The sequence below is a fragment of the Bordetella genomosp. 13 genome, from assembly GCF_007679965.1.
Classification (GTDB): Bacteria; Pseudomonadota; Gammaproteobacteria; order Burkholderiales; family Burkholderiaceae_B; genus Bordetella.
This window is the reverse complement of the sequence record NZ_VEHL01000003.1, coordinates 415,014-427,768: the sequence shown is the minus strand read 5'-3', so window position 1 is coordinate 427,768 and position 12,755 is coordinate 415,014. Positions and strand designations below refer to the sequence as shown.

12 protein-coding genes are annotated in these 12,755 nt (G+C 72.5%); 9 read left to right on the top strand and 3 right to left on the bottom strand.

Features of this window, described 5'->3' with window-relative positions:
* Positions 1-65 precede the first annotated feature (65 nt).
* Both FS845_RS10675 and FS845_RS10670 read left to right on the top strand, forming a co-directional pair.
* Positions 66-1,712 carry a PLP-dependent aminotransferase family protein gene (locus FS845_RS10675; protein ID WP_144634145.1) on the top strand — a complete coding sequence of 549 codons (1,647 nt, stop codon included), beginning with the start codon at positions 66-68 and terminating at the stop codon, positions 1,710-1,712.
* A gap of 158 nt (positions 1,713-1,870) precedes the next feature.
* Positions 1,871-2,851, top strand: a complete 981-nt coding sequence (locus FS845_RS10670; protein WP_260986237.1) for an alpha/beta hydrolase — start codon at positions 1,871-1,873, stop codon at positions 2,849-2,851.
* A 112-nt stretch (positions 2,852-2,963) separates the two neighbouring features.
* On the opposite strand, the gene FS845_RS10665 is transcribed toward FS845_RS10670, so the two are convergent.
* A complete protein-coding gene (locus FS845_RS10665) occupies positions 2,964-3,332 on the bottom strand; it encodes a DUF2784 domain-containing protein (protein ID WP_144634138.1) in 369 nt (122 codons plus the stop codon).
* Between the two features lie 28 nt (positions 3,333-3,360).
* The gene (locus FS845_RS10660; protein WP_144634135.1) at positions 3,361-3,663 is read right to left on the bottom strand and encodes a hypothetical protein; all 303 of its coding nucleotides are present in this window, start codon (positions 3,661-3,663) and stop codon (positions 3,361-3,363) included.
* A 264-nt stretch (positions 3,664-3,927) separates the two neighbouring features.
* Between FS845_RS10660 and gorA the strand changes: the two genes are divergently transcribed.
* From gorA to FS845_RS10625, 7 genes are all read left to right on the top strand, one after another.
* Complete coding sequence (gene gorA, locus FS845_RS10655; protein WP_144634132.1) at positions 3,928-5,283, top strand: glutathione-disulfide reductase; 1,356 nt, start codon at positions 3,928-3,930, stop codon at positions 5,281-5,283.
* A 146-nt stretch (positions 5,284-5,429) separates the two neighbouring features.
* Positions 5,430-6,062, top strand: coding sequence for a LysE family translocator (locus tag FS845_RS10650; protein ID WP_144634129.1), 633 nt, complete (start codon positions 5,430-5,432; stop codon positions 6,060-6,062).
* A 136-nt stretch (positions 6,063-6,198) separates the two neighbouring features.
* Positions 6,199-7,323 carry a 3-deoxy-7-phosphoheptulonate synthase gene (locus FS845_RS10645; protein ID WP_144634126.1) on the top strand — a complete coding sequence of 375 codons (1,125 nt, stop codon included), beginning with the start codon at positions 6,199-6,201 and terminating at the stop codon, positions 7,321-7,323.
* A 149-nt stretch (positions 7,324-7,472) separates the two neighbouring features.
* Positions 7,473-7,844, top strand: coding sequence for an I78 family peptidase inhibitor (locus FS845_RS10640; RefSeq protein WP_144634123.1), 372 nt, complete (start codon positions 7,473-7,475; stop codon positions 7,842-7,844).
* 147 nt (positions 7,845-7,991) lie between these two features.
* On the top strand, positions 7,992-8,450 hold the full coding sequence (locus FS845_RS10635) for a (2Fe-2S)-binding protein (protein ID WP_144634120.1): 459 nt from the start codon (positions 7,992-7,994) through the stop codon (positions 8,448-8,450).
* A 93-nt stretch (positions 8,451-8,543) separates the two neighbouring features.
* On the top strand, positions 8,544-10,817 hold the full coding sequence (locus FS845_RS10630; RefSeq protein ID WP_144634117.1) for a xanthine dehydrogenase family protein molybdopterin-binding subunit: 2,274 nt from the start codon (positions 8,544-8,546) through the stop codon (positions 10,815-10,817).
* Positions 10,814-11,752 carry an AraC family transcriptional regulator gene (locus FS845_RS10625; RefSeq protein ID WP_144634114.1) on the top strand — a complete coding sequence of 313 codons (939 nt, stop codon included), beginning with the start codon at positions 10,814-10,816 and terminating at the stop codon, positions 11,750-11,752. Before FS845_RS10630 ends, FS845_RS10625 begins: the two co-directional genes overlap by 4 nt.
* Before the next feature lie 58 nt (positions 11,753-11,810).
* Here FS845_RS10625 and FS845_RS10620 read toward each other — a convergent pair whose 3' ends face one another.
* Positions 11,811-12,722 (bottom strand): hypothetical protein, encoded by a 912-nt coding sequence (locus tag FS845_RS10620; RefSeq protein WP_144634111.1) that lies wholly within the window; start codon positions 12,720-12,722, stop codon positions 11,811-11,813.
* Positions 12,723-12,755 lie beyond the last annotated feature (33 nt).

Here is a 12,755-nt window from a genome sequence, read left to right as displayed (position 1 = left end):
TGGTTTCCGGGTGCGGGCCGCCGCCTGCCGGCGGCCATCGGGGGTACGATAAGGCCCCGCGTGGCATGGTGAAAAGCGCCACGCCAAGCATGAATCATGGAGCCAGAATGCCGTCACCCGCCCTGCTGGATGCGCCGCTGCAGCCCGCCGCCGCCGCGGGACCGCTGCAGCGCCAGGTGCTGCAACGCCTGAAGCTCGCGATCATGGACGGGCGCCTGCCGCCCGGCGCGCGCCTGCCCGCGTCGCGCGAACTGGCCGCGCAACTGGGCATCTCGCGCAATACCGTGCTGATCGCCTACGAACACCTTGCCGCCGAGGGCTACGTGCAGGCCGACCGACAAGGCACCCGAGTGGCGCAGTTGGCCGCGCCCAGGACGCCCGGGACGCCCGGGACGCCAGACGACGCGGCCGCGTCCGCTGCCTCGACGGCCATCGCCCAGGGGCGCGGCACGCCCAGCGCCGGATCGCCGGACGACGGCGGTGCACGCGCGCCGCGTCCGCACGACAGCCATTCCCCCGCGGCGTCGCGCGACGGCATGGCCACGGCGCCGCGCCTGGCCGCGCGGGTGGCCACGCTGGCCCCCGCCTTCGCCGCGGGCGAGAGCGGCCTGCCGCTGCGTCCCGGCACGCCTGCCCTGGCGCGCTTTCCGGTGTCCGCGTGGCGGCGCTCGCTGGACCGCGCCCTGCGCGCCGCGCCGGCCGCCGCATTGGGCTATGGCCCGCCCGCCGGCGAACCCGCGCTGCGCGCCGCCATCGCGGCCCACCTGGGCGTGTCGCGCGGCGTGCGCTGCACGCCGGACCAAGTGGTCGTCACCGACGGCGCGCAGCAGGCCATCAGCCTGTGCGTGCGCCTGCTGGCCGACCCGGGCGAGACCGGCTGGATCGAGAACCCGGGCTACCGCGGCGCCCGCAGCGCCTTCCTCGCGGCGGACCTGCGGGTGGTGCCCGTGCCCGTCGACGCCGAAGGCCTGGCCGCCGGCCACGCGCTGTGGCGCGACGCGCCGCCCCGCCTGATCTACGTCAGCCCTTCGCATCAATACCCCACGGGCGCGGTGCTGAGCGCCGCGCGGCGGCTCGACCTGATCGCGCGCGCCGCCGCGCACGACACGTGGATCATCGAGGACGACTACGACAGCGAGTTCCGCCACCAGGGCGAGCCCATCGCCGCGATGCAGGGCATGGTGCCCGACGCGCCGGTGCTCTACGTGGGCACGTTCAGCAAGACGATGTTTCCGGCGCTGCGGCTGGGTTTCGCCGTACTGCCCGCTGCCATCGCGCGGCCGGCCCGGGCCGCGCTGGGCGAACTGCTGCGCGGCGGCCATCGGCATGCGCAACTGGCCCTGGCCGATTTCATCGACAGCGGCCAGTTCGCGCGCCACCTGGGACGCATGCGGCGCCTGTACCGCCATCGGCAACAGGCCCTGCGCGCGGCGCTGGCGCGGCACCTGGCCGTGCCGCATGAAGTGCTGGGCGGATACTGCGGCCTGCACCTGACCGTGCGCCTGCCCGCGCGCCATGCCGACCGCCGCATCGCGCTGGCGGCGCAGGCGCTGGGCATGGCGCCGGCGCCGCTGTCGGGCTTCGCGCTGGACGGCGGCGCGCCGGACAACGGCTTGGTGCTGGGCTATGGCAATACGCCGGTCGAGTGCATCGATCCGCTGGTGCGGCAGCTCGCGGCGGTGATCGCGCGGGCGGGCCGGGACGACGCCTGATCCGGCGGATCATTTCCGTGCGTCCCGGTTTCAACGCGTTTCCCGCGCGCATCGATACGGCGCGCGGTCAGCCGCGAGGCCATAAGATCGGCTGCACGCCGCGCATCCCGCGCGGCCCTTCGTCACCGGACCTGCGCATGCGTCACGCCCGCCTCCTGATGAGCAATACCCTCCTGTGCGCCCTCATCGGCGCCGCTCACGCCGACGGCGTGGGCCGCATCGCCCCCGGCCGCCTGGACGTCGACGGTCCGCAGGGACGCGGAACGGCCGCGCTGCAGCTCTCCGCCGACTGGAACCAGCCGCATCCCGAGATCCGGCGTGCCGTCATCATCGTGCACGGCAAGCTGCGCAACGCCGTCACGTACTTCGACGGCGGCAGGCAGGCCGCGCGCGCCGCCGGCGCCGCAGGGGACACCCTGCTGATCGCGCCACAGTTCCTGGCCACGTCCGACGTGGCGCGCCACGGACTGTCCGATACGCTGCTGCGCTGGACACCGCGCGGCTGGATGAGCGGGCTGCCCGCCCAGGGGCCGGCGCCGATCAGCAGCTTCGCGGTGTTCGACGCCATCCTCGCCCGCCTGGCCGACCGCGCGCGCCTGCCCAACCTGCGCGAGGTGGTCATCGCCGGGCATTCGGGCGGCGGCCAGGTGGTGCAGCGCTATGCCGTGCTGGGCCAGGGCGGCCAGGCCCTGGCGGACGCCGGCATCGCGCTGCGCTACGTGGTGGCCAATCCCTCGTCGTATGCGTACTTCAGCGCCGACCGGCCGCGGCCGGTCGACGCACAGGCCTGCCCCGGCTTCGATACCTGGAAATACGGCATGCGCGATCTGCCGCCCTATGCCGGCCAGGCCGATGCCGCCGCGCTGGAACGCCGCTATGCGCAACGCGACGTCACCTACCTGCTGGGCGAGCAGGACACCGATCCCCGCCATCCGGCGCTGGACAAGGGCTGCGAGGCCGAGGCCCAGGGCGCCTGGCGGCTGGCGCGTGGCCAGGCCTACTACCGTTATCTGCGGGCCCGCCATCCCGACGGGCTGGCGCAGCGGGTGGTGACCGTGCCCGGCGTGGGACACGACGGCAAGAGGATGTTCGGTTCGCCGCAAGGCCAGGCCGCGCTGTTCGGCCCGCCGGCCCGCTGAGGCCGCCCGGCGCAGGGCCCGGCCGCCCCGCTCGCAACAACGCGCCTCGCGGGATGCGCATCGCGTGCGCCGCCGCCCTGGCCGGACAGGGCCCTCGCCAGGGATGGACCGCCTAACGCGCCCGCCGCCGCCGTCGCCACACCACGGCGTACACCGTCGCGTTCACCCCCAGCACCAACGCCCCCAGCACGGCCTGCGCGCCGCGCGTGATGCCCTGCGGATAGACGAAGCCCAGCAGGTAGTGCGCGATGAAGCCGTCCGGATAGCCCTGCTGTCCGGCCAGCACGCGGAAGTGGTTTTCCAGGTAGGTCAGCGGACAGATGGCCCCGGCGAACATGATGCCCGCCCCCCAGGCGGCGGCGGGCAGGTGCAGCCACGCCACGCGCGGCCAGCGCAGCGCGAGCAGGCCGCCCAGCGCCACGAACAGCACGAATCCCGCGTGCACCGCGAGGGTCAGGTCCGCCAGCAGCCGGTAGATCATTGTGCACGGGCCGCGGGCGCTGCCGCCCTCAGCCCCCTCCGATCAGCGCGCCCAGCAACAGCAGGGCCAGGAACAGCCAGAAGATGCCGGCGATGATGGAACGCCGCATGAACGCGCGCAGCGCCGTCCACAGCAGCAGCAGGCCCAGCAGCAACAGCGCGAAATTGAAGACCGACGGCCCCATGCCCAGCGCCCGCGCCATGCCCGCGAAGAACTCGGCCAGCGCGGTGCCCAGGCCGCCGAATACCGCCTGCAAGGCGTCGACGATGGCGCGGATGACTCCGCCCAGGAAGGCCCCGAGGGACCCGAAAAAACTGTCTTCCGTCTGCATGCTGCTCCGTCGCGGCGGTCATGGGATCCGGCCCGCCGGCGGGCCGTCCGCGCAGGACGCGCGCGCAGGCCGCCACATCCCGGGACGGCCCGCCCGGGCCGCAGCGCTCTTTATATCCCATCCGGCTGCCGCCCGGCGGTCATCCGCGCGAGCTGGCGCCCTCCGCCCGCAGGCAGCCAGCGGGAAACGCGGTTTAATACGCAGGTCTGATACGTCTTGCAGAACAATCACGCATCACGGCGCCGCAGCGCCGGAAGGAACACCATGGATTTCGATTTCGACCTGTATGTCATCGGCGCCGGTTCGGGCGGCGTGCGCGCCTCGCGCTTCGCGGCCGGCTACGGCGCGCGCGTGGCGGTGGCCGAGAGCCGCTACCTGGGCGGCACCTGCGTCAACGTGGGCTGCGTGCCCAAGAAACTGCTGGTGTACGGCTCGTCGTACGCCGACGACTTCGAGAACGCCCCCGGCTTCGGCTGGACGCTGGACCGCGCCTCGTTCGACTGGACCACGCTGATCGCCAACAAGAACCGCGAGATCGAGCGCCTGAACGGCATCTACCGCAACCTGCTGGTCAACAGCGGCGTGACGCTGCACGAAGGCCATGCCCGCATCATCGACCCGCATACCGTCGAGGTGAACGGCCGCCGCCACACCGCCGCCAACATCCTCATCGGCACCGGCAGCTGGCCCATGGTGCCCGATCTGCCGGGCAAGGAGCACGTCACCACCTCGAACGAAGCCTTCTTCCTGAAGGAACTGCCGCGCCGCGTGGTGGTGGTGGGCGGCGGCTACATCGCGGTGGAGTTCGCCTCGATCTTCCACGGCATGGGCGCGCAGGTCACGCAGCTGTACCGCGGCGAACTGTTCCTGCGCGGCTTCGACGGCGGCATCCGCGAGCACCTGCGCGACGAGCTGTGCAAGAAGGGCCTGGACCTGCGCTTCAACGCCGACCCGGCGCGCATCGACCGCCAGGAAGACGGCTCGCTGCGCGTCACGCTGAGGACGGGCGAGCACATCGACACCGATTGCGTGTTCTACGCGACCGGCCGCCGCGCCATGACCGACGGCCTGGGCCTGGAGAACACCGGCGTCGAGCTCGACACGCAGGGCTTCATCATGGTCGACGAGGAGTACCGCACCGCCGAGCCCTCCATCTACGCGCTGGGCGACGTCATCAACCGCGTGCCGCTGACGCCCGTGGCGCTGGCCGAAGGCATGGCCATCGCGCGCCGCCTGTTCCGCCCCGAGGAATACCGCAAGGTCGACTACAGCCTGATCCCCACCGCCGTGTTCAGCCTGCCCAACATCGGCACGGTGGGCCTGACGACCGAGCAGGCGCAGGCGGCCGGCCACAAGGTGCGCCTGTTCGAAAGCCGCTTCCGTCCCATGAAGCTGACGCTGACCGGCTCGCAGGAAAAGAGCCTGATGAAGCTGGTGGTGGACGCCGACACCGACCGCGTGCTGGGCTGCCACATGGTGGGTCCGGACGCGGGCGAGATCGTGCAGGGCCTGGCCGTGGCGCTGAAGGCGGGCGCCACCAAGCAGGTCTTCGACGAGACCATCGGCATCCATCCCACGGCCGCCGAGGAATTCGTCACCATGCGCACCGCGGTGGCCTGACGGCACGCCGGCAGCGTTCCGGCGCGTACCCGGGACGCTGCCGGCCGCGCCGGGAACCACCGTCGTCCCGCCGAAACAGGTCGCCGGCCCCGGCCGATACAGATCGCGGCTATCTTTCCTGTCTTGCCCTTACCCGCTTCGCCATCATGCCCGACACCACCACCCTGCTGACCTTCGCCCTGCTGGCGTTCGGCCTCGTGCTCACGCCCGGCCCCAACATGATCTACCTGGTGTCGCGCTCGCTGTCGCAGGGCCGCCGCGCGGGCCTGGTGTCGCTGTGCGGCGTGGCGCTGGGCTTCATGTTCTACGTACTTTGCACAGGCTTCGGCCTGACCGCCCTGCTGCTGTCGGTGCCCTATGCCTACGACGCGCTGCGCATCGGCGGCGCGGCCTACCTGCTGTACCTGGCCTGGCAGGCGGTGCGCAGCGGCGGCCACTCGCCCTTCGAGGTGCGCAAGCTGCCGCACAGCAGCGTGCGGCAGCTGTTCGGCATGGGCCTGGTCACCAGCCTGCTCAATCCCAAGATCGCCATGTTCTACGTGTCGCTGCTGCCGCAGTTCATCGACCCCGAGCGCGGCAGCGTGCTGGGCCAGGCGCTGACGCTGGGCTTCACGCAGGTCACCATCAGCATCTGCGTCAACGGCCTGATCGCCGTCACGGCCGGCAGCATCGCCGGCTTCCTGTCGCGCCGCCCGCTGTGGCTGGCCGCGCAGCGCTGGCTGATGGGGACCGTGCTGGCGGGCCTGGCGGTGCGGCTGGCGCTGGATTCGCGGCGCTGAGCCGCAGCCGAGGTTTTCAAACCACCTCGGCGACGGGCCCGCCCTTGCGTTTCCGTTGGCGGGCACCCGCGCCCGGCCGCCCGTGCAATGCGATAATCCCCGGGATGCGCGCGCGCCGCGCGCCGGAGACATAGCCGTGACCCGTATCGACGACCCCACCCGCGACCACGAAGTCGGCCAAGCCGACGCCACCCAGGACACCACCCGCATCGACGACGTGCGCATCGGGGCCGTGCGCCCGCTGATCTCGCCCGCGCTGCTGCTGGACGAGCTGCCGGTGTCGGACGCGCTGCTGGCCCAGGTCGAGGACGGGCGCGCCCGCATCGCCGACGTGCTGCACGGCCGCGACGACCGCCTGATCGCCGTGGTGGGGCCCTGTTCCATCCACGACCATGGCCAGGCCATGGAGTACGCGCGCCACCTGAAGCAGGCGGCCGACGCGCTGTCGCAGGACCTGCTGATCGTGATGCGGGTCTACTTCGAGAAACCGCGCACCACCGTGGGCTGGAAGGGCTACATCAACGATCCGCGCCTGGACGGCAGCTTCCGCATCAATGAGGGCCTGCGCCGCGCGCGCGAACTGCTGCTGGAGATCGGCGGCCTGGGCCTGCCGGTGGGCACCGAATTCCTGGATCTGCTCAGCCCGCAGTTCATCGCCGACCTGGTGGCCTGGGGCGCCATCGGGGCGCGCACCACCGAGAGCCAGAGCCATCGCCAGCTGGCCTCGGGCCTGAGCTGCCCGCTGGGCTTCAAGAATGGCACCGACGGCGGCATCCAGGTGGCGGCCGACGCCATCGTGGCGTCGCGCGCCAGCCATGCCTTCATGGGCATGACCAAGATGGGCATGGCGGCCATCTTCGAAACCCGCGGTAACGACGACACGCACATCATCCTGCGCGGCGGCAAGCAAGGAACCAACTACGACCGCGCCAGCATCGACGCCTGCTGCGCCGCGCTGCAGAAGGCCGGGCTGCCCGCCCAGGTCATGGTCGACTGCTCGCACGCCAACTCCAACAAGTCGCACGAGCGCCAGGTGGACGTGGCGCGCGACCTGGCCGGCCAGATTTCCTCGGGCGACCGCCGCATCGTCGGCGTGATGATCGAGAGCCACCTGGAAGGCGGCCGGCAGGACCAGAAGCCGGGCGTGCCGCTGCGCCATGGCGTGTCCATCACCGACGCCTGCCTGGGCTGGGCCCAGACCGGGCCGGTGCTGGACGAGCTGGCGGCCGCGGTGCGGGCGCGCCGCGCGGCGGCTCGCTGACAACCGTCAGCCACGCGCGTCGCTAACGCACGTCGCTAACGCGCGTCGCGAAAGGTAACACCCGGGGCGTGGGCGGGAGCGCCGGGCCGTCGTCCTTCCCTTATGATGACGATTCGGTTTCACCCCAGTACGACGAAGGAGCTCTCCCCATGATCCGGAAACTGATTTCCGTCGCCCTGCTGGCCGGCCTGGCCGCCTGCGGCACCCCCGGCACGCAAGGCACCAGCGGCACGACGGCCTCATCCTCGGGCCAGTCGGCGTCCAGCACGCCGAGCTACAGCGCTCCCACCAGCGGTTCCGGTGCCGGCGCCCCCCGGCAGGTCTGCGACTCCCAGCGGGTCCAGAACATGGTGGGCCAGTCCTATTCCGACAGCGTGGGACAGTCGGTGCGCAGCGGCTCGGGCTCCAAGAACGTGCGGGTGCTCAAGCCCGGCCAGGTCATGACCATGGAATACGACGAGAGCCGCATCAACGTCATCCTGAACACCAGCGGCGCCATCGACGCGCTGCGCTGCGGCTGACGCCGCGTCTTCCTCTTCGCAAGCCGGGCCTGGCAGGATCAGGCAAGAATCGCGCAGTAATCGGCATTGCGGTGCAACACGCGGATTTCCTATCCTATCCGGACCGTTCCAACCGAACGGCCGCTTTCAGGAAACAGGAAATCCGCCATGCTCACCCTCGATCTCAACGGCAGGACGACCTCGCTGGACGTGCCCGCGCAGATGCCGCTGCTGTGGGCCCTGCGTGACGCCGCCGACCTTACCGGCACCAAGTACGGCTGCGGCGCGGGGCACTGCGGCGCCTGCACCGTCCATGCCGACGGCCAGCCCATCCATTCGTGCGTCACGCCCGCCTCGGCCGTCTGCGGCCAGCGCATCGTCACCATCGAGGGCGTGGGCGCCGACAGGGTTGGGCAAGCCGTGCAGAACGCCTGGCGCGAACTGGACGTGGCGCAATGCGGTTTCTGCCAGTCCGGCCAGATCATGTCGGCGGTCGGCCTGCTGCGCCGCCATCCCCATCCCAGCGACGCGCAGATCGACCAGGCCATGCGCGGCAACCTGTGCCGTTGCGCCACCTACGTGCGCATCCGGGCCGCCATCCACCACGCCGCCGCCGCCCTGGCCTGACGGCGCGACAAACCGCCCGGCCGCGACGGCGGCACCCCGCAAGGCCCTGTACCCGCATTCGGCGGACTTTTCTCATTGGCATCAGGAGCGCGCATGGACAGCTATGTCGTCTTGCCGGAACACCCCATCCACAACGTCAGCCGCCGCCGCTTCATGCCGGCGGCGGGCGGCCTGGTGCTGGGCCTGAGCATCGGCCCGGCCGGCGCGCGCGCCGCCGCGGCAGCCAATGCCCGCCAGGTGACGGCAGCCTTCTCGCCCAACGCCTTCGTGCGCGTCGGCACGGACGGCTGGGTGACCGTGCTGGCGCGGCACATGGAAGTCGACCAGGACGTGCACGCGGGCCTGGCCACGCTGGTGGCCGAGGAACTGGACGCCGACTGGCGCCAGGTGCGCGTGGAAGGCACGCACATCCCGCCCGCCGCCTCGCGCGGGGCCGCCATGGCCGAGTCGTACCTGCCCCTGCGGCGTGCCGGCGCCGCGGCGCGCGCCATGCTTGTGTCGGCCGCCGCGCAGCAATGGCGCGTACCCGCCGAGGAAATCGTCGTGCATGAAGGCATCGTGCGGCACCCGGGCAGCCAGCGCCAGGCCGGCATCGGCCACCTGGCCGCCGCGGCGGCCACCCTGCCCGCGCCGCAGGACTCCGCGCTGAAGCCGTCCGCCGACTTCCGCCTGATCGGCAAGGAAGGCGTGGGCCGCGCCGACAATCCGGCCAAGACCAACGGCACCGCGGTGTTCGCGCAGGACTTCAAGCTGCCCGGCATGCTGGTCGCCCTGGCGGCGCGTCCGCCGCGCCCCGGCGCCCGGCTGGCGAGCTATGACGGCCAGGCGGCCCGCGCGCTGCCCGGCGTGCGCGCCGTGGTCGAGGTCGCGGCCACGCCGCAGCATCCGGCCCTGGTGGCGGTGCTGGCGGATGACACCTGGTCCGCGCACATCGGCCGCGATGCCCTGCGGGTCCGCTGGGACGACAGCCAGGCAGATACGGCCAACAGCGACCAGATGCTGGCCGGCCACCTTGCGGCCGCGCAGCGGGCAGGCGACGTCGTGGTCCAGCGCGGCGAGGTCGAGGCCGCCTTCGCCGCCGCGGCCCGCGTCATCGAGGCCGATTTCCATCTGCCTTGCCTGGCCCGGGCGGCCATGGAGCCCCTGAGCTGCCTGGTGCGCCTGGAGGACCGCCGCTGCGACATCTGGAGCGGCGAGCCCGTCCAGGCCGCGGACCAGTTGGCCATCGCCCGTTACCTGAAGCTGCCGGTGGGCGGCGTCGCCCTGACCGCGCTGCACGCGGCGGACGCCTTCGGCCGACGCGGCGCCTCGCAGGCCGGCGCCCTGATCGAGGCCGTGGCCATCGCCCGGGCGGCGCGCCGCGCGGGGCTGGACGCGCCCATCAAACAGGTCTGGACGCGCGAGGACGACATGCGCGGCGGGCACTGCCGGCCGATGCGCCTGCAGCGCGCCCGGCTGGCCCTGGATGCCGCCGGCAAACCGACCGCCTGGCACGCCCGCATGGTGGGCGCATCCCTGGCTGCGCCATCGGCGAAGGCCGATCCCGCCTGGGCCGCCACCCACGCCGGCGTGCCCTACGCCGTCGCCCACCTGCGCATCGAGCAGCACGCGCCGCGCGAGGCCGGCATGCCGGCGCCGTGGCGGGCCGACGATGCGACCCACGCGGTGTTCGCGGCCGAAACCTTGATCGACGAGGCGGCCCACGCGGCCGGCCAGGACCCGGTGGCCTACCGCGACGCGCTGTTGTCCGCGCATCCGCGCCTGCGGCGCGTGCTGGCGCGGGCGGCGCGGGAATCGTCCTGGGGCCAGCCGCTGCCGGGCGGCGCGCCGGACGCGCCGCGCGGACGTGGGATCGCCCTGCATGCCTGCGCCGGCGGCGCCATGGCGCTGGTGGCCGAGCTGACGGTGCGCCCCGGCCGCATCAAGGTCGACCGCGTGGTGTGCGCGGTCGACGGCGGCGTGCCCATCAATCCCGACGTGGTGCGCGCCCAGGTGGAAAGCGGCATCGGCTTCGGGCTGGCCGGCTGCCTGCACGGCGCCATCACGCTGAAGGACGGCGCGGTGCAGCAAGGCAACTTCCACGATTTCCCGGTACTGCGCATGGACGAGATGCCGGTGGTCGACGTGCACGTCCTGCCCTCGTCCGAGGCGCCGGCCGGCGGCGCCGCCGACATGGCCTGCGCCGCCATCGCGCCGGCCGTCGGCAATGCCCTGTATGCCGCCGTGGCGCGGCGCCTGCATGCCCTGCCGTTCTGCGCCGCCCTTGGCGTATCCCCTTCCAGGGCGGACAATTCCGCCATCCCGCCCGACGCGCCGCCCCCGCCGGGGCAGCCGCGGCAGGCCCCGCACGAAGCGACCCGATCATGAGCGCCGAACTCGCCACCCTGCGGCTGCCCGCCGCACAGCCTCCCGCCGTGCCCGCCCTGCAGGAACTGGCGGCCGTGATCGCCCGCCATACGCCGGACGACGGCTCGTACGCCACGGCGGTGCCGGGCCTGACTTTCCACCGCGCCTCGGCGCCGGCCGAGAAGACGCACGGCGTGTACCGCCCCGCGCTGGGCGTGCTGGCGCAGGGCGCCAAGCGCGTGGAACTGGGCAACGAGGTGCACGAATACACCCCCGCGCGCTATCTTCTGACCTCGGTCGACCTGCCGATCGCCTCGCGCGTCACGCTGGCCAGCAGCGGCACGCCGTATCTGTCGATGGCGCTGGACCTGGACACGCAGCGCATCGCCGACCTGATGACGCAGATGGGCGACGCCGGCCGCGCCGAGGGTGCACAGGCGCCGCGCGGCATGGCCACCGCGCCCATGGAACAGGACCTGGCCGAACCCCTGCTGCGCCTGGCCCGCCTGCTCGACACGCCCGACGACATCCCGGTGCTGGCGCCGCTGGTCGAGCGCGAGATCCACTACCGCCTGCTAAAGGGCGAACTGGGCCACCGGCTGTGCCACATCGTGATGGACTGCGGCGCGATGAACCAGATTTCCCGGGCCATCGACTGGCTCAAGCGCAACTACTGCGCGCCGCTGCGCATCGAGGACCTGGCGCAGCGCGTGAACATGAGCGCCTCGTCGCTGCATCACCACTTCAAGTCGCTGACCGCGATGAGCCCGCTGCAGTACCAGAAGCAGCTGCGCCTGCACGAGGCGCGCCGGCTGATGCTGGCCGACATGCTGGACGCCGGCACGGCGGCGCACCGCGTGGGCTACGAAAGCGCCTCGCAGTTCAGCCGGGAGTACAGCCGCCTGTACGGCGCGCCGCCGCTGCGGGACGTGGGAAGGTTGCGCCGGGCGGGGTAGCGGAACGCCGCAGCCGGCCAGGGTAGCGGCCCGGCCCGCGGGGCGCACGGAAGCGCGCCTACGACTGCGCCTCGCCCCGCCGCGCCTGCGACAGCGCCACCGTCAGCTGCGCCACTTTCTTCTTCAGCGCATCGCGCTCCTGCGTCAGCTCGGCCACGCGCTGGGCCAGCCGGGTCAGGGCCTCGGGATATTCCTCGGCGTTCGCGGGCAGCGGCGGCGGTTCCGGCGGCTCGGGCAGCGGCCTGGCGGCGGCCGCCATGGCGCGGGCTTCGCGCGCTGCCTCGCGCAGGGATTTGGGGCCGCCCTCGGCCGCCGCGGCCTGGCGTTCCGGCGGCAGGCCGGACACGGCGGCGGCCGCGTTGATGGACAGGCCGCCCGATTGCACCGCGCGCAGCACCTCGGGCGCCGCCTGGCGCCGGATCTTCTCGATCTGTCCCAGCGCGATGCTGCTCAGGCGCGCCTCGCGCGCCATGGCCTGGCGCGACGGCACCGGCACGGCGGCGGCCGTGCGCGCGGCCTGCAAGGCACGGGAAGCGGGCGCGGGACCTTCGCCCTCATCCCAGGGCGCCGGGGGCTCGCCGCCCGGCGCCGCGACAGCGGGCTCGGCCGAAGCGCCATCCGGCTGCGCGGACGCCTGCCGCGCCCGCATCTCCAGGATCTCCTTCTTGCGCAGCACCAGCACGCCGCGCTGGAAATCCGACACGCTGCGGCGGCCCAGGTGGTTCTCGATCATCCACAGCCGCACGTCGTCCATGCTACGGAAATGCTCGTTCTGCACGGTGCCATAGGCAATGCCGTGGCGCGTGCAGATCTCGTAGCGGTTGTGGCCGTCGACCAGCAGGTCGCCCCACAACACGAGCGCGTCGCGGCAGCCCTCGGCCAGCAGGCTGCGCTCCAGCGTGGCGTACTCGTCCGGGGTCAGCGGCTCGATATAGGCGCGCAGTTCTTCTTCGATACGTATCGTCGTCATAGTCCAGCAAAGTCATCGTTCAGGCCCCACGCG

Excerpts from the sequence above, each read along its gene's own strand:
- FS845_RS10675 (WP_144634145.1), top strand. The coding sequence starts at position 66 with ATGGTGAAAAGCGCCACGCCAAGCATGAATCATGGAGCCAGAATGCCG.
- FS845_RS10670 (WP_260986237.1), top strand. The coding sequence starts at position 1,871 with ATGAGCAATACCCTCCTGTGCGCCCTCATCGGCGCCGCTCACGCCGAC.
- FS845_RS10665 (WP_144634138.1), bottom strand. The coding sequence starts at position 3,332 with ATGATCTACCGGCTGCTGGCGGACCTGACCCTCGCGGTGCACGCGGGA.
- FS845_RS10660 (WP_144634135.1), bottom strand. The coding sequence starts at position 3,663 with ATGCAGACGGAAGACAGTTTTTTCGGGTCCCTCGGGGCCTTCCTGGGC.
- gorA (WP_144634132.1), top strand. The coding sequence starts at position 3,928 with ATGGATTTCGATTTCGACCTGTATGTCATCGGCGCCGGTTCGGGCGGC.
- FS845_RS10650 (WP_144634129.1), top strand. The coding sequence starts at position 5,430 with ATGCCCGACACCACCACCCTGCTGACCTTCGCCCTGCTGGCGTTCGGC.
- FS845_RS10640 (WP_144634123.1), top strand. The coding sequence starts at position 7,473 with ATGATCCGGAAACTGATTTCCGTCGCCCTGCTGGCCGGCCTGGCCGCC.
- FS845_RS10635 (WP_144634120.1), top strand. The coding sequence starts at position 7,992 with ATGCTCACCCTCGATCTCAACGGCAGGACGACCTCGCTGGACGTGCCC.
- FS845_RS10630 (WP_144634117.1), top strand. The coding sequence starts at position 8,544 with ATGGACAGCTATGTCGTCTTGCCGGAACACCCCATCCACAACGTCAGC.
- FS845_RS10625 (WP_144634114.1), top strand. The coding sequence starts at position 10,814 with ATGAGCGCCGAACTCGCCACCCTGCGGCTGCCCGCCGCACAGCCTCCC.
- FS845_RS10620 (WP_144634111.1), bottom strand. The coding sequence starts at position 12,722 with ATGACGACGATACGTATCGAAGAAGAACTGCGCGCCTATATCGAGCCG.